Origin of the sequence: Burkholderia sp. Ap-955 (assembly GCF_011753045.1) — a bacterium.
In the GTDB taxonomy this organism is placed as follows: Bacteria; Pseudomonadota; Gammaproteobacteria; order Burkholderiales; family Burkholderiaceae; genus Burkholderia; species Burkholderia lata_D.
This window is the reverse complement of sequence record NZ_VWWH01000052.1, coordinates 1-21,472: the sequence shown is the minus strand read 5'-3', so window position 1 is coordinate 21,472 and position 21,472 is coordinate 1. Positions and strand designations below refer to the sequence as shown.

The window sequence follows — 21,472 nt, the reverse complement described above, 5'->3', positions numbered from 1 at the left end:
AGTCTTCGATGACGAACGCACCGCTGCATCTTCAACCTGCTGTCGCGCAATCGCTCGACACGTGGCACGCGATGATCGAACGCAAGGATTTTGGCGCACTGGAATCGATCGTCCATCCGGACGCCGTGTTCCGTTCGCCGATGGCGTTCAAGCCGTACGGGCCGGCGCCCGCGCTATTGCTGGCGCTGCGCACGGTGATCACGATCCTCGAGGATTTCACCTATCACCGCCAGTTCGTCACCGACGACGGCAAGAGCGTGGTGCTGGAGTTCAGCGCGGCCATCGGCGACAAGGCGCTGAAGGGGATCGACATGATCCGCTTCGACGACGAAGGGCGGATCGTCGAATTCGAGGTCATGATCCGGCCGTTCAATGGGCTGCAGGCGCTGGGCGCCGAAATGGGCGCGCGGCTCGGGCAGCAGTTGCCGTCGTTCAAGCTCGGCGGTTGAGCGGCGCGATTGCGGGGCGGTGGTCGCCGCGCGCTTAGCGCGCGAGTTGTGCCTGTGCGAGCCGGCCCAGGCACCGGACGCCGTTCTCGATGTGTGCGTTCCACACGTGCCCCGCGCTCAGGCGCAGGCAATGGCGAAAGCGCCGACTGGCGGAGAAGATGTCGCCCGGCGCGAAGCAAATACCCTGTTCGAGCGCGGCATCGAACAGCGCGCGTGAATCGAATCGCCTCGGCAGTTCGAGCCAGAGCACGAAACCACCGGCTGGCCGGCTCACTTTCGTGCCGGCTGGAAAGCTGGCCTCGATCGTGCGCGCCATCCGCGCCAGGTTCTCCTCGAACACGCGCCGGATGCGGCGCAAGTGCGCATCGTATGCGCCGCTCGCAAGGAAGTCGGCCAGCGCAACCTGTGGCAACACGGGGCTGCACAGGCTGAGCGCGAGCTTGCGTTCCATCACCTGCTGAGTGCGCGCGCGCGCCGCGATCCAGCCGATCCGGTATCCCGGGGCGAGGCTCTTCGAGAACGAACTGCAGTAGATCGTATCGGCATCGCTGGCGAGTGCGCTGAACGGCCGCGGCCGATTCCGCCCGAAATGGATGTCGCCGTAGACGTCATCTTCGATCAGCGGCACCCGATGGCGCGCGAGCAGCGCAAGCAGCGCCCGTTTGTCGTCCTCGGTCATCGCGGAACCGAGCGGATTGCCGAAGCTCGACGACAGCACGCAGGCGGCGATCGATTCCGATTCGAGCCGCTGCGCGAGCCTGCCGACGTCGACGCCGCGCAGCGGGTCGGTCGGCAACTCCAGCGCCTTCAGCCCCAGTGCCTCCAGCGTGTGAAGCAGACCGAAATAGGTCGGCGATTCCACCGCGATCGTATCGCCGCGCATTGCCACGGCATTCAGCGCGAGCGTCAATGCTTCGGTGCAGCCATTCGTAACGAGGATGTCGTCCGCGGACAGCGGATGCCCGAAGCGCATGGCCCGCCGCGCGATTTCGCGGCGCAGTGCCGGTTCGCCGTAGGGCGCGCAATAGACGTTGTAGCGCGTGCCATGCTGGCGCGCCGCGCGCGCGAGGGCGAGGTCGAGCCGCTTCGATTGCAGCAGCGCAGGATCGGGCACCGCGCATCCGAGCGGCACGAGTGCCGAGTTGGCCGCATGTTCGAGCATCGCGGCGACCGCACCGCTGATCGACACCGTCGATGCTTTCGCGCGCGAGCGCGACGCGCTCGGCAATGCGAGCGTGCCGCCGCGCGCGGCCGTGACATAGAAGCCGGACTGGGGCCGCGATTCGAGTACGCCGCGATCTTCGAGCAGGCGGTATGCCTGCAGCGCGGTAGAGACGCTGATGCGCTGCTGTTCGCTGACGGCACGCACGGACGGCAGCCGGGTGCCCGGCGCCAGCGTACCGTTCTCGATCATGCCGACAATGAGGTCGGCCAGCTGCCTGTAACGGAATGATGTCTGCGTTTCCATGGGGTACCAGCGGCAGGGAAGTGTCCGATTATCGGCCGTTCGACGCGATCTCGCCACGCATAATTGTGTCGGTCCAATCGGCAGAAAATTGTGGCTGTTATGGTTTTTGTGCGAACGCTACGATGGCGGTGTTTCGATCCATCGATCGACCATTGCGAGGCTTGCTCATGCAGACGACACAAGCACATTCCGGCGTGTGGCGCGGACGGTTTCCGTACAACGAAATCATCTCGCTGCTCGACGTGAACCGGACTTTCAACCTGGCGGAGAGCACGTCGCAGGACCTGACGGTCGGCGAGCTGCTGGATCTGGCCGGCGTCGAAGCGGTCCGCAACCTGAAGCTCGGCTACAGTCAGTCGGCGGGTGCCGCCGTGCTGCGCGATGCGATTGCCGATTCCTGCGAGGTGCCAGCCGAGCAGATCGTGACGACGCAAGGCACCGCGCTCGGGCTGTTTCTGCTGGCCTATGAAGTGTGCCGTCCCGGCGACGAGGCCGTGCTCGCGACGCCGTGCTTTCCGCCGAGTCGCGACTGCCTGATCGGCGCCGGCGCGACGGTGAGGGAAGTGCGGCTGTCGTTCGAGAACGGCTACCGGCTGGACCTTGCGCAGTTCGACGCGAACCTGTCGTCGAAGACGCGGCTGGTCAGCATCGCGTCTCCGCAGAATCCGGGCGGCGTACAGGCATCGCGCGCCGAGATCGATGCATTGCTGGCGTTGATGGCGCAACGGTGTCCGGAGGCCATACTGTTCATTGACGAGACCTATCGCGAAGCAAGCTATGGCGATGGCGCCGTGGCAGCCAGTTTCGCGGCAGTCGATCCGCGCATCGTCACGGGTTCGTCGGTGTCGAAAGCGCTGGGCGCGCCCGGTCTGCGGACCGGGTGGCTCACGGTGGCCGACGCGGCGCTTCGGGCGCGTCTGCTCGTTGCAAAGCTGAATACCGTGATCTCGGGTTCGGTGCTCGACGAGACACTGGCTGCGACCGTGTTGCGCCACCGTGAACACGTGCTCGCGCCTCGGCGCCGTCTGCTTGCGGGCGCGCTCGATATCGTGTCGGGCTGGTGCGAACGTGAACGTGCGCGCGTCGAGTGGGTGCGGCCCGATGCGGGCGCACTGTGCTGCGTGCGGTTGCGTCAGGATGCTTTCGACGAGCAGGCCGTGTCGCGCTTCTGGCAGAAGTTGCCGGATCACGACGTGCAGCTAGCATCAGGGACGTGGTTCGGCGAAAGCAGCCGCGTGTTCAGGCTCGGGTTCGGGTATCTTCCGCTGGAGCGGCTGCCGCCTGCGTTGATGGCGCTGTCTCGGGCGATGGATGCAGCGGCTGCATGAATCGGGTGCCCGGCGTCCGGGCGCGGCGAACCTCATTGAACGTCAGGAGTGACACCATGAAGGTAAGGATTGCGTACCTCGAGGAGCCGCCGTTCTACTGGACCGGAGAAGACGGTTCCGTGACCGGCGCGGATATCGAACTGGCCGAAGTGGTGCTGCGCGCGATCGGCGTGACGGAAATCGAATATCACCCGACATCGTTCGACGCGCTGCTGCCGGGCGTGCAGGCCGGGCGCTGGGACATGAACGTGCCGATCTTCGTGACGGCCGAACGGGCGCGGCACGTGACGTTCAGCGTTCCGGTATGGGCGATCGGCGACGGATTCGTGCTGCAGGCCGGCAATCCGAAGCGGTTGACGCGCTACGCGGCCATCGCGGCTCACAGCGATGCGCGGCTGGCGTGCGTGACCGACCAGGTGCAGATCGATTCAGCCAGGGCGGCCGGTGTGAGCGACGGTCAGATCGTCATCTTCAAGGATCAACCCGATGCGGTGGCTGCGGTGCTTGCAGGGCAGGTCGACGCGTTCGCGAGCACGGCGATCGGGGCACGCGCGGTCGCCGACACGGACGCGCGGCTGGAGGCCGTGTCGCACGAGCGTGATGCGGGGGCGGCGGCACCTGTCGGCGGGTTTTCGTTCAGCCAGAACAGCGGGCCGCTCGTACAGGCCGTGAACACGAAGCTTCGCGCGTATCTCGGCTCGGCCGATCACCGCGAGCGGATGGCGAAGTACGGCTTCACTCACGCGGAAATCGACGGCGCAATCGAGAACGGCGGCGCGAAGTCGTAATGCCGCGCGCGGTGCCGACCGTCCGGACGGCCGACACCGCATAGGGCGTCGGCCAGCGTTCGAGGACGATCACGCGATGGCGGGCGCAGCCCAGCATCGATGCGGCGACGAGGCCGGTCGGGCCGTAGCCGACGATGGCGACGTCACTGTGTTCGATTCAGCGCGCGCTCGTGCCAGGCAGGTTGCCGTCGAAGGCGTCCTGCAGCAGCACGCGCAGGCCGTCGCGTTCGATCGGGCGCGGGTTCCAGTACGGATTGGCGGCCGCGAGATCGGCGGCGCGATCGAGGTCGGCTTCCTGCATGCCGATCGCCTTCAACGAGACCGGCGCGCCGTTGTCGAGCGCCAGGGCGTAGAGGCCGCGTGCGGCGTCGTTCGTGCCGATCGCGCGGGCGATCCGCTGCATCGCGTCCGGCGCGTGTGCGGCGTTGTACGCGAGCGCATGCGGCAGCACGACCGTGTGGGTCGGCGCGTGCGGTAGGTTGAAGCTGCCGCCGAGCGTGTGACAGAGCTTGTGGTGCAGCGCCATGCCGACGTTGCCGAGCACCATGCCGCACAGCCACGCGCCGTAGAGCGCGTCGCTGCGCGCGTCGAGATCGGCAGGGTCGCGCCGCACGCCGGGCAGGCCGCGCGCGAGCGCGCGAATACCTTCTTCGGCCACGAGGCTCATCACCGGATTCGCGTTGTTCGCGTAGAGGCCTTCCGCCGCGTGCGCGATCGCATTGAGGCCGCTCGTCACGGACAGCTCGACGGGCAGCGTGACGGTGAGCGCGGGATCGTAGATCACCGTCTTCGGCAACACGCGAGCGTCGGAGCCCGTCCGCTTGAGGCCGCCTTCGGTCAGGCCGTAGATCGGCGTCATCTCGCTGCCGGCATACGTCGTCGGAATCGCGAGGATCGGCAGGCTGCTTTCGAGCGCGATCGCCTTGCCGAGGCCGATCGTCGAACCGCCGCCGATCGCGATCGCGCAGTCGGCATGGCACGACGCGGCGAACGCCTGCGCATCGCGGGCAATCTCGATCGGCACGTGCATCGTCGCGCGGTCGTACAGCCCGGCCGCGCGCGCACCGAGCCGCTCGGCGATGCGTTGCGCGAGGTCGCGCTGCTCCGGCGTGCAGAGCACGATCGCGCGTTGCGCGCCCAGTTCCAGCACTTCGCGTTCGAGATGCGCGAGGCTGCCTGCGCCGAAGATCACGCGGGCGGGGCGGGCCTGGTAGATGAAGTTCATGGCGTCGTTACTCCGTTGCGTAGTCGACCTGATGGCGCGCGATGCGCAGTCCCGTCAGCGCGTCGCGTACACGTGCGTGTTCAGGATGCGTCGCGTAAGCGTCGAGTGCTTCGCGCGACGCGAAGTCGGCGACGAGAATCAGGTCGCACGCGTAGTCGGCCGCGCTGAAATCCGCGCCGACCTCGAGGTGCGTCATGCCCGGAATCCGGCCGCGCAGGCTTTCGAAGGCGGTCTTGACGGTGGTGCGTGCCGCCGCGCGCTCGGGTTCGCTCGCGCCGGCGACGTTCCACATCACGACGTGGCGGATCATGCGGCGCGCTCCGCGGGATTGAGCACGAAGTCGTAATCGAGCGTGTAGAACGGCGTGTCCATGCGCGAGCCGTCCGGCGCGATGCCGGGCGCGTGCCGGACCCAGTCGGCGACGAGCGTCGACCGTACGCCGAACACCGCATCGGAGTCGAGATAGCGGTCGCCGTCGCGGAACACGTGCGTGATCAGCGTTTCGTAGCCGCGCGCCTCGATCATGAAGTGCAGGTGCGCGGGTCGCCACGGATGACGGCCGAGCGCGTCGAGCATCGCGCCGACGGGGCCGTCGTGTGGAATCGGATACGGCTCGGCGAGGATCGAGCGGAATGCGTAACGGCCGTCGGCATCCGTGCGCAGCCGGCCGCGCGCGCGGTGCGTGACCGAGCCGTCGTCGGCCGGAAGCTGCACGTCGTAGTGCCCGTCCTCGTCGGCTTGCCAGACCTCCAGCGAAGCGTGCGCGATCGGCAGGCCGTCGATGCCGCGCACATGGCCCGACACGAAGCAGGGCTCGCCGCAGGCCCCGTTCGCGATGTCGTCGAACATCCCGAAGTCGCGGCTGCCTTCGACGTAGAACGGGCCGAATACGGTCGCCTCCGTGCAGCCGGCCGGCTTCGCGTGATTCTGAGCGGTGACGAGGGTCGACAGCCCGAGCACGTCGGACAGCAGGATGAACTCCTGGCGCTTGTCGTCGGTGATGTGGCCCACGGCCGTCAGGAAGCCGATCGCGCGTTGCCATTCGGCCTCGGTGAGCTTCGTCTCCCGTGCAAACGAGTGCAGGTGCTGGACGAGGCTGGTCATCACCGTGCGCAACCGCTCGTCGCGACAGCCGCCCAGCGACGCGATCACGGCCTGTGTGATGGTGTCTTCGTTGAGATTGCGCATAGGGGGTGTCTCCTGATGTCGTTGGATAGCGCGTTGACGTAACATTAATTCCGCCTTGGATCGAAAAAAAGAGGGTTTGGAGGAGTTTTGTTCTCCGCCAGGTGGAAGAATCGAACGCATGGACAAGTGGACGCAGATCGAATTTTTCGTACAGGTCGCCGAGCTGGGCAGCCTGTCGAAGGCCGCCGAGCGGCTCGGGATGTCGAGCGCGGCGGCGAGCCGCTGCCTGAATGCGCTGGAGGAGCGGCTGGGCGCGCGGCTCGTCGAGCGCACCACGCGGCGCCTGTGGCTGACCGACGCCGGGCATGAATACCACCGGCGTTGTGTCGCGATCCTGATGGAACTGTCGGAGGCCGATGCGGCGGTCAACGAAGCGAGCGTCAACCCGGCCGGCACGCTGCGCGTGACCGCGTCGGTATCGTTCGCGTCGATCTATATCGCGCCCGCGTTGCCCGAATTTCATCGGCGCTACCCGAACCTGAACGTGCAGATCGTCGCGGCGAACCGCTATCCGGATTTCATCGAGGCCGGCATCGACGTGGCGATCCGCACGCGCGAGCATGAAGCGGATTCGGGCATTACCGTGCGCAAGCTCGCCGAGACGCGGCGCGTGCTGGCCGCGTCGCCCGGGTATCTGGCGAAGCACGGCGCGCCGGCGACGCCCGATGCGCTGTGCGACCACCGGCTGCTGGTCTACAACCTCGCGAACGATCCGTACGTCCTGCATTTCCGCCACGGCGCGAAGAAGCAGTCGGTCACGATCAAGAGCGTGCTCGACGCGAACGAAGGGCAGGTGATCCGCGCCGCGGCGCTTGCCGGGCTCGGCATCCTGATCCAGCCGCTCTACATCATTCACGACGATATCGTCGCGGGGAAACTGGTGCCGGTGCTCACCGACTGGCAACTGCCGGCGCTCACCGTCAACATCGCGTACCAGAGCCGCCGTCACCAGCCGGCGAAGATCCGTGTGTTCACCGAGTTCCTGATCGAGCGCTTCGAACGCCTCGGGCTCGCGCGCAAATGGAAGGAAGTCGGCCGCTGATCGCAGGCCGGCGCTGCGCCGTCGCGTATTTCTCCGTGTGACGGAGAACTGTTCTCCCGAACGTCGTCTTTTCCGCCGCCGTCGTGCGCTTTACATTGCGTCTCCCAGTCGCGGCCCGGAAACCAGGTCGTGCTGACGTACGGGCAGGAACGCATACGTGTTCAGCCCGGTGTTCGCGATCCGGTTCGCCGCATACGCAGGACGGCGTCAAGGTCGCGCCGGACGGCTTTCGCGGGCAATCGGTCGCGATCGGCCCGCAGCTGCGTGTCATGTGGGGGCCGGCGTCGGGCGTGGTCGTGAAGTACCAGCACGAGTTCGCGGTGCGCAACCGGCCGCAGGGCGACAAGTTGTGGGTGCAGTTCAGTTGCCCGGTGTAGGCGCGCCTTACGGCCCCGGCCGCACACACCCCCGGCCGGGACAACCTGACAAAATCCTGACGAATCAAAGTTGATATATTGTATCATCTGAGGTTTGCGCCACCGGTGGACCGGGCTGCCTGGCACGGCCGCGTGCGACGCCACCATCCGAAGATCGATACGACGTGACGAAAACCAGACACACCCCGGCGCGCGGGGAGCGGCACCACGCCGCGTCGCGCCGGAACGCCGACGCCTGGCGCGTTCGCGCGGCACGCGGCTGCACGACCCTGCTGGGTTGCGCGATGGCGACCTCCGGCGCGTTGGCTGCCGAAGCGGCCGCACCCGCACCGGACGAGCGGCATGCGCTGCCGGCGGTCCACGTCAGCGCGCAATCCGCACCGGCCGACCCGCTGACGCAACCGCTCGAAACGGGCTCGCGGCTCGGGCTCGCGAGCCTCGACATGCCCGCGAGCGTCGAGACGGTCACGGCCGACACGATCGACGCGCGCGGCGATCGCACGGTGCTCGACGCGGTGACGCGCACCGCGGGGTTCTCGAGTGCGATGGCGCCGGGCACGGGTGGCACCGCGTTGAGCGTGCGCGGTTTCAGCGGGCAGGAATCGGTGATGACGCTGCTCGACGGCGTGCGGCTGATGCCGGCCGCCGGCACGATCACGTTCCCGTTCGATACGTGGTCGGTCGAGCGCATCGAGGTGCTGCGCGGCCCGGCGTCGGTGCTGTACGGCGAAGGGGCGATCGGCGGCGTCGTGAACGTGGTGCCGAAGCGGCCGCAGCGCACGCGCGAGACGACGCTGCAGGTCGGTGTCGGCCTGGATGGTGCGAAGCGCGCCGCGTTCGATACGACGGGTGCGCTCGGCCCGCAGCTGTCGTATCGCTTCCATGCAAGCGATGCGCGCGCGAACGGTCTCGCCGAGCGGGCCGACACGCATACGACGGCCGTCGGCGGCGCGCTGAAGTTCGACGTGAGCCCGACGCTCACGCTGACGCTCGACTTCGACTATGGCCGCCAGATGCCGGCGACCTACTATGGCGTGCCGGCGCCGAACGGCGTGCTCGATCCATCGCTGCGCAAGGTCAACTACAACGTCGCCGATGCGACGATGTCCTATTACGACCAGTGGACGCGCCTGTCGGCCAGCTACCGGCCGACGGCCGGCGTGACGATCGACAACCAGCTCTACTACCTGACGTCGAACCGCCACTGGCGCAATGCCGAATCGTATGCGCTCGATGCCGCGACGGGTCTCGTCACGCGCAGCGACTATCTCGACATCGGCCACCACCAGCGGCAGATCGGCGATCGGCTGAGCGCACGCTTCGACGGCACGCTGTTCGGTCGCGCGAACCGCTTCGTCGTCGGCACGGAATTCAGCCAGATCACGTTCAGCGGGACCAACAATTCGCCGTACGGCGGCGAATCGACGGTGCCCGTGCACGGCTTCGATCCAGGCGTGTTCACGAGCCCCGACCCGGCGGTGCCGCAGTTCAGCACGCGGGCGCGGCAGGCCGCGGTGTTCGCCGAGAACCGGCTCGAAGTGCTGCCGCGGCTCGCGTGGGTGAGTGGCCTGCGCTACGACCACATCGCGTTCAGCCGCGAGCAGGCGTCAACCGGCGCGGGCTTCGACAAGCGTTTCGCGAACGTCGGCTGGCGCACGGGCTTCGTGTTCGAGGTCGCGCCGACGCTCAGCGCGTATGCGCAGTACACGACGGGCGCGGAGGGCCTCGGCTCGCTCGTGACGCTGTCCGCTTCGCAGGCGAGCTACCGGCTTGCGACCGGCGAACAGTGGGAAGCCGGCGTCAAGCAGACGCTGCTCGACGGCCGCGCATACTGGACGTTCGCCGTGTACGACATCACGAAACGCAACCTGCTGAGCACCGACCCGTTCAATCCCGCACTGCGCCAGCAGGTCGGCCGGCAATCGTCGCGCGGCATCGAACTGACGGGCGGCGCGCGGCTGCCGCGAGGCTGGACGGTCGACGCGAACGTCGCGCTGCTGCGCGCGCGCTACGACGCGTTCGACCAGAAGGTCGGCAGCGCGACGGTGTCGCGCGCCGGCAATGCGCCGGCCAACGTGCCGCAGCAGACGGCGAACCTGTGGCTCGGCTGGGCGTTTGCCGAGCGCTGGCAGGCGAACGCGGGCGTGCGCTACGTCGGCGCGACCTACGGCGACGACGCGAACCGCGTGCAGGTGCCGTCGTACACGGTGTTCGACGCGTCGCTGCGCTGGCAGCCGACGTCGCGCACGGAGCTGGCGCTGTATTTGCGCAACCTCGCGAACCGCACGTATGCGGTGACGACGTCGAACGGCGGCGAGCAATGGCTGCTCGGCCCGTCGCGCTCGGCGGAGCTCGTCGCGACGATGCGCTTCTGATGCGGTACGCCGAGCCTCCCGTGACGCACATGCTCGACATCGAACGCGTGAGCTGGTCTCCCGGCGGAGCGATCACCGTGCTCGACTCGGTGACGTTGAGCGTGGCCAAAGGCGAGTTCGTCGGGCTGGTCGGCCCGAACGGCAGCGGCAAGACGAGCCTGCTGCGCTGCGTGTTCCGTTACGCGCGGCCCGATGCCGGCCGCGTCGCGCTCGATGCGCAGGACGTGTGGCGCATGCGGCCGCGCGCGGTCGCGCAACGCGTCGCTGTGCTGCAGCAGGAGACGCCGGACGATTTCGGGCTGACGGTCGACGAACTGGTCGGCATGGGGCGCACGCCGCACCAGCGGCCATTCGATGCGGAGACGGCGGACGATCGCCGGATCGTCGAATCCGCGCTGCATGACGTCGGCCTCGTCGAGCGCCGTGCGCAACGCTTCGCGTCGCTGTCGGGCGGCGAGAAGCAGCGTGCGCTGCTGGCCCGCGCACTCGCTCAGCAGCCCGAACTGCTGCTGCTCGACGAACCGACCAACCATCTCGACCTGCGCCATCAGCTCGAATTACTCGCGCGCGTGCGGCGCCTCGGCATCGCGACGCTCGCCACGATTCACGACCTCAATCTCGCGGCCGCGTATTGCGAACGGCTCCACGTGCTCGCGCACGGCAGGGTCGTCGCATCGGGCGTGCCGGCCGACGTGCTGACCGAAGCGCTGCTGCGCGACGTGTTCGGCGTCGCCGCGCTCGTCGATCGCCATCCCGTCACGGGCCGGCCGCGCATTACGCCGCTTCATCCGGAATGACCGCCATGCCGTTTCCTGTCTTGCCCTCCGCCTTGTCGCCTGTATTCCGCCGGCTGCTTGCCGCGACCGTGCTCGGCTGCGCGGCCGCACATGCGGGCGCCTATCCCGTCACTGTGCGCAGTTGCGATCGCGACGTGACGTTCGAGCGCGCGCCGACGCGTGCGGTGAGCAACGACGTGAACCTGACCGAGATGATGCTCGTGCTCGGCCTGAAGGACCGGCTCGTCGGCTACACCGGGATCGGTGGCTGGAAGACGGGCACCGCGCGCGTGCGCGATGCGCTGCGCGGCGTGCCGGAATTGGCGAGCCAGTATCCGTCGCTCGAGGTGCTGGCGGCCGCGCGCGCCGACTTCTATCTCGCGGGCTGGAACTACGGGATGCATGTCGGCGGCCCGGTGACGCCCGCGACGCTCGCGCCGTTCGGCATCCGTGCGTACGAGCTGACCGAATCGTGTTCGCACGTGATGAAGCAGTCGGCCGCGTCGTTCGACGACGTGTTCCGCGACCTGAGCAATCTCGGCCGGATCTTCGGTGTCGACGCGCGCGCCGCGCAGGTCGTCGCGTCGATGCGCACGCGTCTCGCGGCGGTGTCGCGCACGATCGGGCATCCGGAGCCGCTGCGCGTGTTCGTCTACGACAGCGGCACCGACAAGCCGATGACGGCCGGCGGGCTCGCGATGCCGACCGCGCTGCTAGCGGCGGCCGGCGCGCGCAACGTGATGGCCGACCTGCCGCGCAGCTGGACGCAGGTGAGCTGGGAAAGCGTGGTCGCGCGCGATCCGCAGGTGATCGTGATCGTCGACTATTCGGCCGTGACGGCCGCGCAGAAGCAACAGTTCCTGCTGAGCCAGCCGTCGCTCGCACGGGTGGCCGCGATCCGCGACCGGCGCTTTATCGTGATTCCGTACGATGCGGCGACGCCGGGCCCCGAGAACGTCGCGGCCGTCGAGACGCTGGCGCGCGCGCTGTATCCGGCCGCGTTCGCCGGGCCGGCGCGATGAGCGTGCACGTGCGTGCAGCGCGGCCCGGCATGCGCGTGGTGCTGCCTGCGCTGGCGCTGCTGTTGATCGTGTCGATCGTCGCGTCGGCCGCGTTCGGTCCGGCGCCGATCGCGATGCCGGCGGCGGTGCGCATCGTCGCCATGCACCTCGTGTCGGCGTTCGGCGACGCCGACGCGTTCGCGGCGGGGGCGGGCGACGACAGCATCGTCTGGCTGATCCGGATGCCGCGCGCGCTGCTGGCCGCGATCGTCGGCGCGACGCTGGCGGTGGTCGGCGTGGCGTTGCAGGCCGCGACCGCGAACCGCCTGGCCGATCCGCACCTGCTCGGCGTGAGCGCGGGGGCGATGCTCGGCGCCGTCGTGGTCACCGTGATGGCCGGTGCGGCATTCGGCCCGTTCACGCTGTCGGCTGCCGCGTTCGCGGGCGCGCTCGCGGCGACCACCTGCGTCGTCGCGCTCGCTTACCGGCGCGGCCGGCTCGAATCGGACCGGCTGCTGCTCGCGGGCGTATCGGTGTCGTTCATGATGGCCGCGTTCGGCAACCTGCTGCTGTATCTCGGCGACCAGCGCGCCGCGTCGTCGGTGCTGTTCTGGATGCTCGGCGGGGTCGGGCTTGCGCGCTGGGATCTGCTGCCGGTGCCGGCCGTATGCGCGGCGCTCGCCGGCGGCGCGTTGTACGCGCGCCGGCGCGAACTGAATGCGCTGATGTCGGGCGATGTGGCCGCGGCAACGCTCGGCGTGCCGAGCGCGCGGATGCGGCGCGAGGTGTTCGTCGTCGCGTCGTTCGCGACGGGCGCGATGGTGGCGGTGAGCGGGGCGATCGGCTTCGTCGGGCTCGTGACGCCGCATCTGTGCCGTCGCGTCGTCGGCGCCGAGCATGGCAGGCTGCTGCCGGTGGCCGCGCTGACGGGCGCGATCCTGCTCGTCTGGGCCGATGTGGCCGCACGCTCGCTCGCGGCGCCGGAGGATCTGCCGATCGGGATCGTGACCGCGATGTTCGGCAGCCTGTTCTTCGTCGCGCTGCTGCGCCGCCGCTGAGCGGCGCGCCGGTCAGGCGAGGGCGGCCGGGGCGCCTCCTGCCGCGCGCTTCATTGCCGCGGGATGGCCATGCCGCGGCTGCCGCCGAATGCGTCGGCATGCGCGAGGGTATCCGGCAAATCGAACAGGTTGTCCGGGAGCGACAGCGCGGGTAGCGTGATCACGAAGCGTGCGCCGCCGAGCGGTGAATCCTCGAGCCGCACGTCGCCGCCATGCACCTGCGCGACGCGTCGCACGATCGCGAGCCCGAGCCCGAAGCCGCCGGTCTGCCGGTCGCGGCTGGAGTCGAGCCGCTGGAACGGTTCGAACACGCGGGCGCGTTCGGCGGCCGGAATGCCGGGGCCATCGTCGTCGACGCTCAACACGAGCGCGCCGGACGCGTTGCGCTCGGCGGCGAGCAGCACCGTGCGCGATGCGTAGCGCGCGCCGTTGCGGATCAGGTTCAGCAATGCGCGGGCGACCAGCTTCGGGTCGCATACGTGGGTCGCGGGCGCGCCGAGCGCCGACACGTCGAGCGTGATGCCGCGATCGACGATGTCGTTCGCGACGTTGCCGGCGACGCTGTCGATCAGCGCGTCGACGACGACTTCCATCGGCGCGAGCTGGCTCGCGCCCTGTTCGAGCCGGCCGATCGTCAGCAGCTCGGTGACGAGCTCGTCGAGTTCGCGCACGTCGCGCCGCAGCGCGTCGCGGCGTTCGCGCATCCGTCCCGTCTCGTCAGGCTCGGCGAGCAGCGCGAGCCCGAATTCGAGCCGCGCGAGCGGCGTCTTCAGTTCGTGCGAGATGCCGTGCATCATTTCGCGCTGCTGCTTGATCGACGCCTCGATGCGCTCGGCCATGTCGTTGAACTGCTGCGACAACTCGTAGATGTTCGACTTGCCGGACAGCTTCACGCGCGTCGACAGCGTACCGGCGCCGAATGCGCGTGCGGCTTCCTGCAACCGGCGAATGTCGCGCCAGTGATAGTGGATCCACAGCGCCACCGCGAACAGCGTCGCGAGCGCGACCATTCCGTATGCGTAAATCCGGATGTCGAGGTCGGCGGGCGGGATCGGGCTCGCATGCAGTACCGAGCCGTCCGCCATCGGCATGTAGTAGTGCATGCGATCGTAGCTGATCGCGATCCTGCCGGCATCGAGATCGCGTAGTGGCGCACCGCTCAACTGGCTGCGCGCGTCGGCCATCGTCACGAAGCCGAATCGCTCGTTGCCATGCTGCGCGAGCTCACGCAACGCGAGCGCACGCTGCGCGCCGGGATGGCGTTCAAGGTAGTCGTTCAGGACGAATGCGTAGGTGGTCAGCGAATCGCGCTGGGCTTGCGCCACACGCTCGTAGAAGATCCGGTTGAATGAATATTGAATCAGCATGATCGATGCGGCGCAGCTCACGATCACGATGAGATACAGCTTGATCAACGGGCGCAGCATTTACTCGTCCCACGCAGAAGGGCTGAACAGATAGCCGCGGCCCCAGATCGTCTTGATCCGGTGCGGCTCCGACGACGCGTCCTCGAAGCGGCGGCGCAGCTTCGAGATGCCTGAGTCGACCGAGCGGTCGAGCCCGTCGAATTCGATGCCGCGCAACTGCTTCAGGATGTCGTCGCGGCTCAGCACGGTGCCGGCCGCGCGCGCGAGGATCAGCAGCAGGTTGAACTCGGTGGTCTTCAGGTCGACGAGTTCCCCGCGCCACGTGACCGTGCGGTTCGGCGGCGAGATCGTCAGTTCGCCGAACACGAGAACTTGCGGCGGAGTGTCGGCGGCCGGTTCGGCGGCGGCGGGCTGCGCGCGGCGCAACAGCGCACGGGCGCGTGCGACGAGCACACGCGGCTCGATCGGCTTGGTCACGTAATCGTCGGCGCCGGTTTCGAGCCCCGCGACCTGGTCGTACACGTCGGCGCGCGCGGTAAGGATCAAGACGGGCACGTTGGTGAACGCGCGAATGCGCCGGCATACTTCCATCCCGTCGAGATTCGGCAGCATCAGATCGAGTATCACGAGGGCCGGCTGATGCTCGCGCACCGCCGCGACGGCGAGGTCGCCGCGCCGGACGACCGTCACCGCGAATTCATAGCCGTCGAGGTATTCGCGCACGAGCTGCGCGAGGCGGTCGTCGTCCTCGATCAGCAGTACACGGTATTTGAGCGGATTGTCGTTCATGGTCTCCTCGGATGCGCGCGTCCAGCGTTTCCATGCTGATGAAGGCGCGACCCGCGAATTCTATCCGGCGTGGCGGCCGCCGGGGGCGCGAGACGACAATCGGGAACAAACGATCACAATTGAGCACACATTTGCCGCAGATTCAGGACAGTGTCGCCGCGCCATCGTACCTAGACTTCGGGCTCCATCACTCCTGTCTCAACATCGTGAGTCCATCCTTCTGCTCGCTGCGCTCGTTGCGCTATTGCATGCCGCTTGCCGGCCTGACCCTTGCCGCCGTTGCTCACGCCGAAAACCAGTACGCGATATCGCTCGGCGGCGGGTTTGCTCCGCGCTACCAGGGCAGCAACCAGTATCGCGCCGTCGTCGCGCCATCGTTCTCCGCGATGTTCGGCAACGGGTTCTTCGTCGACACGTCGGCCGGCGCCGGCTACCGGTTGAGCCTGCCGAACGGCGCGTTCGTGTCGGCGGCGCTCGGCTATGCCGCAGGCCGTTCCGACGAAAACCGTTTCGACCTCGCGGGTTCTGACCACCTGAAGGGGATGGGCAAGATTCCCGGCTCGGTGCTCGTCGGCATGCGCGCGGGCGTGCAGCTGCTCGACGGCGGGGAACTGAGCGTCGCCATCGATGCGCCGGTCACGCATACGTCGCGCGGCTTGTCCGGCCATGTCGATCTCGCGGTGCCGGTGTTCAAGGCCGGCCGTCACGATATCGTCGTGACCGGCAGCGTGCATGCCGGCACGGGGCGCTACATGCAGACGTTCTACGGCGTGACCGACGCGCAGTCGGCGGCGAGCGGATTCAGGCCGTATTCGACGAGCGGCGGGGTCGACAGCGCGACCCTGTCGCTCGCGTGGAACTGGGGCATGTCGCGGCACTGGTCGGTGCATGCGACCAGCGGGTTCACGCGGCTGCTCGGACGCTACGGCGACAGCCCGATCGTCCAGACGCGCAGCAACTACTACGGCATGGTGGGCGCGACCTACAAGTTCTGAGCAGCCGTCTGGCGAGTCAAGTGGCATGAAGCGAACGGCCCCAAGGCGCGCTGGGTTCGACCATGGCGTCGAGCGCGGTCAGGCGCTTGCGCGTGGCGTCACGCCGCGCCGCGTGCGGTAACATGCAGGCGGCTTCGGCGACAGGCCGGGGCGGCGACGCCGGTGCGCAGAAGCAGCGCGGCCCGCGGGCGCGAAGCCGCGGCTCGCTGGCCGGCATCCGTCCGGAAACGGCCGGCGTCGTGCGGAACCGATCATGCATGCAACGCCCGGTTGGCGCTGGCATGCGTACATGGACCTGATCCACCGGGCGCGAAAGGACGAAAACCGATGAACAAGACGATCGCGATGATGATGGCGCTGGTTGCGGGCGCAACGTTTGCGGGATGCACGGACATGAAGACGAAGAATGCGACCGCGGGCGGCATGGTGATGAATGGCGAGCCGGCACGCACGTCGCCCGCCTGCAAGGCAGACGCGGGGCCGGACGACGCGCTGGTCGGCAAGACCGAGGCCGACGCGGCGGCGCAACTGGACGGCTGCCTGTGGCGCGTGCTCGAGCGCGACGGCACGTCATTGCCGGGCACGATGGATTACCGGCAGGAACGCCGCAATCTCGGCATTCGCGACGGCAAGGTGATCTGGGTGCGGCGTGGGTGAGGGGGGCGGCGTGCGTGCGGGTACGCGGGTGAACGTCGTCGGCATGCGGGCGGTGTCCGGGATGGCCGCGTTTGCGAGGCTGTCGACGCAGACCAGGGCAGGGGCCCGCGCGCTGACACTGGCGGCGCTGGGCGTGGTCGGCATGCTGGCCGGATGCGAACGACATGACGGCGCAGCATCGCTGGCGCCTCGCACCGTTTGCGTCACCGGCTATAACGAGTACACCCGCAAGCTTCACGAGTTCTGGCTCGACAACGAACACAAGTCGGGATGCTTCGGCAATCCGTCCGCGCGGGAAGCCGGTGAAGCCTTCGGCGGTGGCGGCGGGTTCGCCTGCGGCTGCCAGGTCACGCCGGGGCAAACAGTGAAGCTCGCGTGGGTGTTCGCGCAGCCGCTGGACGAGATCGAGCGTGGCGTCCAGGCGGAGCACAAGACGATCGACGTGACGATTCCGCAGCCGGAATCGTCGACGTCGCGCTATCTGCGCGTGTATTTCAGGAAGAACGGCACGGCCGAACTGCAATGGGTGGATGACATGAACGCACCCAAATTGCCGCCGACCGTCGAGCAATGATCGCCGCGCGACGCGGGCGATCGGCGGCGCGCTACTTCGAGATGTACCACAGCGCATCCGCGCTGGCGCGCGACGGCTGAGCGGCTGCAGCCGGCACCTGGGCCGGCGCGGGCGGCGGCGTGTTCGACGTGATCGCGGTGGGCAGCGTGGCCGGAATGTTCGCGGTCGACGGCGAGGCCGTCGTGGTTCCCGACGTCGAAGGCGTATTCACGTACCACAGCGCATCGGCCGACGCCGTGCGTTTTACCGCGGTTGGCGTCGTTGCCGCCGGACTGGCTGCCGTATTCGCCACGGCATTCGCCGACTTCTTCGATCCCGTGGTGGCCGCAGCCGCGCCCCCCGTCCCGGCCTGCGCCGTCATCCCGGCGCCATTGCCCGCGCTACGCTGCGCGCGCGCCTCGAACGGCCCGAGCTGGAAGATCAACGTTTGCGCGGGACGCGTCAGGACGGCATACGGAAACTGCAACTCCCACGACATCAGCACGCGCCCGGACGACGTCTCGGTGAAGATCGCCGGCACGTGCTTCATGTCGCTGAACTGCACGTAGATCCGTGCGCCGTCGTCGAAGACTTGGGTCGGCTTCGCCTGGTCCGCACCCGTGACCGTCCATCCGAAGTTGTACGAGCCGGCCGGGCCGGCGGGGCCGCCCTGCGGCGGCGGAGGCGGCGGGGCCGACGAAATCGTGCGCGGACGCGTGACCTGCTGCGGGGCGGACACGCTCAGGCTCGCGAACGGGTTGTACGCCTGGACCTGTTGCGGTGGCGTAAAGGACGGTGGAAGGATGGGCATGGGAGTATCCGGCGAATCCGGCATGGTCCGGATTGCATCATAGACCTTGCGCGCATACGCGAGGCGCTTGTCGGGCGATGCGGAGTTGTACGCGCCGATCGCGTTCCAGTTGGCGCCGAGCTGGCGAATGTTCTGCGACAGGATCCACGCGCCGACGTACGCATTCGTGCAGGCATCGAACAGGCTCTCCCGCGTGATGCCTTCGCGCGCGAGCGTCGGCAGCCAGGTGCTGTTGATCTGCATCAGGCCGATGTCGACCGTGCCGTTCGTGTTGGTGTTGACGGCGTTCGGATTCATGCCCGACTCGACCTGCGCGATGCCGCGCATCAGGCTGACGCTCACGTGCTGGAACGCGGCCGCGTCGTCGAGGCAATCGGCCCGCGCGACACCGTGCAGCGCGCACGACATCGCAATCGTCGCGGCGATTTTCAGCGTATCTCGGCTGATCGAACGGGTTGTCTGACGCGGCATGGCAGGATGGGGCGGAATCCGGCCGCCCGGTGCAAGGAAATTACGCAGACGCGAAGTGTGCCATAGCGCGCACGCAAATGGCTCGCGTCAAACTTTCCTTTGCATTTGCCCATGCGTTCGCCACGCATTTTTATCGCGTCCGATCACGAGGGGCAGTGAGGCTTTATCGGTAAAAATGGCCGGATATTCGCGCGAATGCCGGCGTAGTGGCGGCGCCGGAATACTGACGCGTCGCGTCATTCGTTCGGTGAAATCGGTGCTGAATCAAACCGGATGGAAATCGCGCGGCAGTCGATATCCGGGTTGAAAAGGGCGATGGAAAGGCGACCCGGAAACAACGGCGGCCGAAGCCGCCGTATCGGTCAAAGCGGATTCGACCGGCCGCGCGGCGCGCAGCCGGCCGTTTCGCATCAGAAGCGGTGGCGCAGGCCGAGGTTGACCATCGTCTGCGAGCTCGTGCCCGCATAGCCGTACGAACCGATCGACGCCTGCGCGGCCATCGAGCCGCCCTTGCCGTCGCCGGTCTGGCCGCTTGCGTGCTGGTACGCGGCGGTCAGGTAGACGTCGGTGCGCTTCGACAGGTTGTAGTCCGCGCCGGCCGATACCTGGTGATAGGTCGCCGACGTGTCGCCGCCCGAGCGCGTGTAGCTGTAGCCGACGCCGACCAGCAGCGCGTTCGTTGCCTGGTAGTTCACGAAGCCTTGCCCCGTGTTGTAGTGCTCGTTCGAGCCGAACACCGAGCTTCCATCGCGGCGGTACTGCGCGTTGCTGTAGCCGAGGCCGACCGTGAACGGGCCGGCGACGTACTGGCCCGCGATGCGCGCGATGCCGATCGAATGCGCGCTCGCATAGCCGCTGTTGACCGGGCCGTCGAACGTGCCGTCGGACGAGCTGGTCCAGCCGCTGCGCTGGGTGTTCGACGCGGGGCTGTTGGTCGTGTGGAAGTAGCCGCCCGCGACGCTGAACGGCCCGTTGTTGTACGACACGGCGGCCGAATACGAATTCGCGGCGCCGGTGCTGCCGGCGATGCCGCCGAACGAGTACATCGCCGAGAACTGCAGGCCCGAATAGACGGCCGACGTGTACTTCACCGCGTTGTCGACGCGGAAGCTGTTGTCGTAGTTGTCGACGTCGCCCGCCGTCGCGAACACGCTGCCCAGATAGTTGTCGGCGGTGATGCCCTGCACGAGATCGATGAGCGGATCGTACTGGCGGCCGAACGTGAGCGTGCCGTAGCGGTCGCTCGTCAGGCCGACGAACGCCTGCCGGCCGAACATGCGGCCGCCCTGGCCCATCCGGCCGTTGCTCGGGTCGAAGCCGTTCTCGAGCTGGAACAGCGCCTTCAGCCCGCCGCCGAGATCCTCGGTGCCTTTCACGCCCCAGCGGCTGCCGGCCAGGTTGCCCGCGCTGCTGTTGCCGAGCATCCACGCGTTGTCCTTGCCCTGCGCATGGTTCACGTAGGTGATCGACGTGTCGATCACGCCATACAGCGTGACGCTCGACTGCGCATGCGCGACGGGTATCGCCGCGAATGACGCGATGGAAATCAGCGAGAGGGTCGTGCGTTTCATGTCATCTCCTTGCGCATTGGCTTGTGTTCGTGATCCGGAATGGCAGGAGACTACCGAGCCCGATTAAAACGGCAAAAATGAAATTCTCTTTTGTGGTCTGACGCAGACAGGGATGTCCTCCGATTTCCGCGATAGAGGGATTTGAATTGTTGAAAATTATGTATCAATCGATTGGACATTTCGCGATTTAGCCATTGCGGCTTGCATATCTCGCGACAATTTCGGGCAATTCAGGGAGGAATCGGGATGGCCGGGATATTGTTATCGATCCGTCAAATAACTATTTAATGAATCGAATTGGCCGGGGTGTAATGAATGTGTTAATTACGCGGCGCGCGTTTGGCGACAGCCTCACGCTTGGATGACCGATTTCTCATCATTGGCGCTGGTGTCTGGAACGCCGTGCGTGTGCTACGCCAGGATGACCGACAGCACCGCGCGGCCCGCCAGCGCGCAGCAGCCACCACCGCGCACCGAAACGCCGGTCGCCGATCCGGTTTTGTATATAATAATCATTCTCATTTACAAGATCGTTGACGCCTGCGCATCCCGGAACCCGGCCATGTCTGCTGACAAGCTGTCTCTCCATCGAGAAATCGACGCCCTCTACACCGGCCACCACGCTTGGCTGCGCGGCTGGTTGAGCCGGAAGCTCGGTTGCGCGCATCGCGCGGCCGATCTGGCGCATGACACGTTCATGCGCCTGCTTGCGCGCGACGAGCCGATCGGCGCTGACGAGCCGCGCGCGTTCCTGACGACGGTCGCGCAGCGCGTGCTGAGCAACCACTGGCGGCGCGAGCAGATCGAGCGCGCCTATCTCGACGCGCTCGCGTTGCGCCCCGAAGCGCATGCGCCGTCGCCGGAGGAGCGGGCCGTCGTGCTCGAGACGCTGCTCGAAATCGACCGTTTGCTCGACGGCCTGCCGCTCGCGGCGAAGCGGGCGTTCCTGCTCGCGCAGCTCGACGGGCTCACGCAGGCCGAGATCGCGCGCGAACTCGGCATGTCGCTGGCGACGGTGAAACGCTATCTCGTGAAGGCCGGCACGCAGTGCTTCTTCGCGATGGCGGCCTGACCGATGGCTGCCCCGGGAGCGCCGGCGGTGCCGCCGCAGGTGGCGCGGCGCGCGGTGGAATGGTGGGTCGACCGGCAGGCCGGCCGCACCGACGACGCGTTCGACGCCGCA

General features: G+C 67.6%; 21 protein-coding genes and 2 pseudogenes. 14 read left to right on the top strand and 9 right to left on the bottom strand.

All coding sequences use genetic code 11. The annotated features are described in order from the left end of the window. The first annotated feature begins 8 nt into the window (after positions 1-8). Entirely contained in the window at positions 9-449 is a 441-nt protein-coding gene (locus tag F3J15_RS24040) for a nuclear transport factor 2 family protein (protein WP_166894480.1), read from the top strand. A 34-nt stretch (positions 450-483) separates the two neighbouring features. Here the strand turns inward: F3J15_RS24040 and F3J15_RS24035 are convergent, their stop codons facing one another. Then, positions 484-1,917, bottom strand: a complete 1,434-nt coding sequence (locus tag F3J15_RS24035; RefSeq protein ID WP_166894478.1) for a PLP-dependent aminotransferase family protein — start codon at positions 1,915-1,917, stop codon at positions 484-486. A 167-nt stretch (positions 1,918-2,084) separates the two neighbouring features. Between F3J15_RS24035 and F3J15_RS24030 the strand changes: the two genes are divergently transcribed. Further along, on the top strand, positions 2,085-3,245 hold the full coding sequence (locus tag F3J15_RS24030) for a pyridoxal phosphate-dependent aminotransferase (protein ID WP_166894476.1): 1,161 nt from the start codon (positions 2,085-2,087) through the stop codon (positions 3,243-3,245). 56 nt (positions 3,246-3,301) lie between these two features. Continuing rightward, entirely contained in the window at positions 3,302-4,033 is a 732-nt protein-coding gene (locus F3J15_RS24025) for a transporter substrate-binding domain-containing protein (protein ID WP_166894474.1), read from the top strand. Here the strand turns inward: F3J15_RS24025 and F3J15_RS38230 are convergent. From F3J15_RS38230 to F3J15_RS24005, 4 genes are read right to left on the bottom strand one after another with little or no spacing between them, the layout of a single operon-like run. Beyond that, entirely contained in the window at positions 3,981-4,190 is a 210-nt protein-coding gene (locus F3J15_RS38230; RefSeq protein ID WP_345891566.1) for an FAD-dependent monooxygenase, read from the bottom strand. The two genes, F3J15_RS24025 and F3J15_RS38230, sit on opposite strands and share 53 nt — an antisense overlap. Beyond that, positions 4,191-5,258, bottom strand: coding sequence for a maleylacetate reductase (locus F3J15_RS24015; RefSeq protein ID WP_166894472.1), 1,068 nt, complete (start codon positions 5,256-5,258; stop codon positions 4,191-4,193). It lies immediately after the preceding gene. 7 nt (positions 5,259-5,265) lie between these two features. Then, complete coding sequence (locus tag F3J15_RS24010) at positions 5,266-5,568, bottom strand: Dabb family protein (protein WP_166894470.1); 303 nt, start codon at positions 5,566-5,568, stop codon at positions 5,266-5,268. Next, positions 5,565-6,446, bottom strand: coding sequence for an intradiol ring-cleavage dioxygenase (locus tag F3J15_RS24005; RefSeq protein ID WP_089445379.1), 882 nt, complete (start codon positions 6,444-6,446; stop codon positions 5,565-5,567). Before F3J15_RS24005 ends, F3J15_RS24010 begins: the two co-directional genes overlap by 4 nt. Before the next feature lie 118 nt (positions 6,447-6,564). On the opposite strand from F3J15_RS24005, the gene F3J15_RS24000 reads away from it, so the two are divergent. The 6 genes and pseudogenes from F3J15_RS24000 to F3J15_RS23975 all read left to right on the top strand — a co-directional run bounded on the left by F3J15_RS24000 (position 6,565) and on the right by F3J15_RS23975 (position 13,075). Next, complete coding sequence (locus tag F3J15_RS24000) at positions 6,565-7,488, top strand: LysR family transcriptional regulator (RefSeq protein ID WP_089430918.1); 924 nt, start codon at positions 6,565-6,567, stop codon at positions 7,486-7,488. A 194-nt stretch (positions 7,489-7,682) separates the two neighbouring features. Beyond that, a pseudogene (locus tag F3J15_RS23995) lies at positions 7,683-7,865 on the top strand (transporter); the annotation flags it as partial. A 284-nt stretch (positions 7,866-8,149) separates the two neighbouring features. Then, positions 8,150-10,240, top strand: coding sequence for a TonB-dependent receptor (locus F3J15_RS23990; RefSeq protein WP_166894509.1), 2,091 nt, complete (start codon positions 8,150-8,152; stop codon positions 10,238-10,240). After that, positions 10,240-11,037, top strand: a complete 798-nt coding sequence (locus tag F3J15_RS23985; protein WP_166894468.1) for an ABC transporter ATP-binding protein — start codon at positions 10,240-10,242, stop codon at positions 11,035-11,037. Before F3J15_RS23990 ends, F3J15_RS23985 begins: the two co-directional genes overlap by 1 nt. Then, positions 11,034-12,038 (top strand): ABC transporter substrate-binding protein, encoded by a 1,005-nt coding sequence (locus tag F3J15_RS23980; protein ID WP_166894466.1) that lies wholly within the window; start codon positions 11,034-11,036, stop codon positions 12,036-12,038. Before F3J15_RS23985 ends, F3J15_RS23980 begins: the two co-directional genes overlap by 4 nt. Then, complete coding sequence (locus F3J15_RS23975; protein WP_166894464.1) at positions 12,035-13,075, top strand: iron ABC transporter permease; 1,041 nt, start codon at positions 12,035-12,037, stop codon at positions 13,073-13,075. Before F3J15_RS23980 ends, F3J15_RS23975 begins: the two co-directional genes overlap by 4 nt. 50 nt (positions 13,076-13,125) lie before the next feature. Here F3J15_RS23975 and F3J15_RS23970 read toward each other — a convergent pair whose 3' ends face one another. Together F3J15_RS23970 and F3J15_RS23965 are read right to left on the bottom strand one after the other, a co-directional pair. After that, positions 13,126-14,502: an ATP-binding protein gene (locus F3J15_RS23970; RefSeq protein WP_166894462.1), complete on the bottom strand. Its 1,377-nt coding sequence runs from the start codon at positions 14,500-14,502 to the stop codon at positions 13,126-13,128. Next, positions 14,503-15,231 carry a response regulator gene (locus F3J15_RS23965; RefSeq protein ID WP_166894460.1) on the bottom strand — a complete coding sequence of 243 codons (729 nt, stop codon included), beginning with the start codon at positions 15,229-15,231 and terminating at the stop codon, positions 14,503-14,505. Between the two features lie 248 nt (positions 15,232-15,479). Between F3J15_RS23965 and F3J15_RS23960 the strand changes: the two genes are divergently transcribed. The 3 genes from F3J15_RS23960 (at position 15,480) to F3J15_RS23950 (ending at position 17,457) form a co-directional block, all read left to right on the top strand. Next, positions 15,480-16,226, top strand: coding sequence for a MipA/OmpV family protein (locus F3J15_RS23960; protein ID WP_166894507.1), 747 nt, complete (start codon positions 15,480-15,482; stop codon positions 16,224-16,226). A gap of 327 nt (positions 16,227-16,553) precedes the next feature. Continuing rightward, the gene (locus F3J15_RS23955) at positions 16,554-16,883 is read left to right on the top strand and encodes a hypothetical protein (protein ID WP_166894458.1); all 330 of its coding nucleotides are present in this window, start codon (positions 16,554-16,556) and stop codon (positions 16,881-16,883) included. Positions 16,884-16,893: 10 nt separating this feature from the next. Beyond that, positions 16,894-17,457: a hypothetical protein gene (locus F3J15_RS23950; RefSeq protein WP_345891964.1), complete on the top strand. Its 564-nt coding sequence runs from the start codon at positions 16,894-16,896 to the stop codon at positions 17,455-17,457. A 31-nt stretch (positions 17,458-17,488) separates the two neighbouring features. On the opposite strand, the gene F3J15_RS23945 is transcribed toward F3J15_RS23950, so the two are convergent. Both F3J15_RS23945 and F3J15_RS23940 read right to left on the bottom strand, forming a co-directional pair. After that, the gene (locus tag F3J15_RS23945) at positions 17,489-18,718 is read right to left on the bottom strand and encodes a transglycosylase SLT domain-containing protein (RefSeq protein WP_166894456.1); all 1,230 of its coding nucleotides are present in this window, start codon (positions 18,716-18,718) and stop codon (positions 17,489-17,491) included. 410 nt (positions 18,719-19,128) lie between these two features. Continuing rightward, a complete protein-coding gene (locus F3J15_RS23940) occupies positions 19,129-20,289 on the bottom strand; it encodes a porin (RefSeq protein ID WP_166894454.1) in 1,161 nt (386 codons plus the stop codon). Between the two features lie 562 nt (positions 20,290-20,851). Between F3J15_RS23940 and F3J15_RS23935 the strand changes: the two genes are divergently transcribed. Beyond that, positions 20,852-21,361 carry a sigma-70 family RNA polymerase sigma factor gene (locus F3J15_RS23935; RefSeq protein WP_166894452.1) on the top strand — a complete coding sequence of 170 codons (510 nt, stop codon included), beginning with the start codon at positions 20,852-20,854 and terminating at the stop codon, positions 21,359-21,361. 3 nt (positions 21,362-21,364) lie between these two features. Next, a pseudogene (locus F3J15_RS37830) lies at positions 21,365-21,472 on the top strand (iron dicitrate transport regulator FecR); the annotation flags it as partial.

What these genes read in the sequence shown, in the direction of transcription:
- F3J15_RS24040 (WP_166894480.1), top strand. Translation starts at nt 9, where the DNA reads ATGACGAACGCACCGCTGCATCTTCAACCTGCTGTCGCGCAATCGCTC.
- F3J15_RS24035 (WP_166894478.1), bottom strand. Translation starts at nt 1,917, where the DNA reads ATGGAAACGCAGACATCATTCCGTTACAGGCAGCTGGCCGACCTCATT.
- F3J15_RS24030 (WP_166894476.1), top strand. Translation starts at nt 2,085, where the DNA reads ATGCAGACGACACAAGCACATTCCGGCGTGTGGCGCGGACGGTTTCCG.
- F3J15_RS24025 (WP_166894474.1), top strand. Translation starts at nt 3,302, where the DNA reads ATGAAGGTAAGGATTGCGTACCTCGAGGAGCCGCCGTTCTACTGGACC.
- F3J15_RS24015 (WP_166894472.1), bottom strand. Translation starts at nt 5,258, where the DNA reads ATGAACTTCATCTACCAGGCCCGCCCCGCCCGCGTGATCTTCGGCGCA.
- F3J15_RS24010 (WP_166894470.1), bottom strand. Translation starts at nt 5,568, where the DNA reads ATGATCCGCCACGTCGTGATGTGGAACGTCGCCGGCGCGAGCGAACCC.
- F3J15_RS24005 (WP_089445379.1), bottom strand. Translation starts at nt 6,446, where the DNA reads ATGCGCAATCTCAACGAAGACACCATCACACAGGCCGTGATCGCGTCG.
- F3J15_RS24000 (WP_089430918.1), top strand. Translation starts at nt 6,565, where the DNA reads ATGGACAAGTGGACGCAGATCGAATTTTTCGTACAGGTCGCCGAGCTG.
- F3J15_RS23990 (WP_166894509.1), top strand. Translation starts at nt 8,150, where the DNA reads ATGGCGACCTCCGGCGCGTTGGCTGCCGAAGCGGCCGCACCCGCACCG.
- F3J15_RS23985 (WP_166894468.1), top strand. Translation starts at nt 10,240, where the DNA reads ATGCGGTACGCCGAGCCTCCCGTGACGCACATGCTCGACATCGAACGC.
- F3J15_RS23980 (WP_166894466.1), top strand. Translation starts at nt 11,034, where the DNA reads ATGACCGCCATGCCGTTTCCTGTCTTGCCCTCCGCCTTGTCGCCTGTA.
- F3J15_RS23975 (WP_166894464.1), top strand. Translation starts at nt 12,035, where the DNA reads ATGAGCGTGCACGTGCGTGCAGCGCGGCCCGGCATGCGCGTGGTGCTG.
- F3J15_RS23970 (WP_166894462.1), bottom strand. Translation starts at nt 14,502, where the DNA reads ATGCTGCGCCCGTTGATCAAGCTGTATCTCATCGTGATCGTGAGCTGC.
- F3J15_RS23965 (WP_166894460.1), bottom strand. Translation starts at nt 15,231, where the DNA reads ATGAACGACAATCCGCTCAAATACCGTGTACTGCTGATCGAGGACGAC.
- F3J15_RS23960 (WP_166894507.1), top strand. Translation starts at nt 15,480, where the DNA reads ATGCCGCTTGCCGGCCTGACCCTTGCCGCCGTTGCTCACGCCGAAAAC.
- F3J15_RS23955 (WP_166894458.1), top strand. Translation starts at nt 16,554, where the DNA reads ATGAACAAGACGATCGCGATGATGATGGCGCTGGTTGCGGGCGCAACG.
- F3J15_RS23945 (WP_166894456.1), bottom strand. Translation starts at nt 18,718, where the DNA reads ATGCCGCGTCAGACAACCCGTTCGATCAGCCGAGATACGCTGAAAATC.
- F3J15_RS23940 (WP_166894454.1), bottom strand. Translation starts at nt 20,289, where the DNA reads ATGAAACGCACGACCCTCTCGCTGATTTCCATCGCGTCATTCGCGGCG.
- F3J15_RS23935 (WP_166894452.1), top strand. Translation starts at nt 20,852, where the DNA reads ATGTCTGCTGACAAGCTGTCTCTCCATCGAGAAATCGACGCCCTCTAC.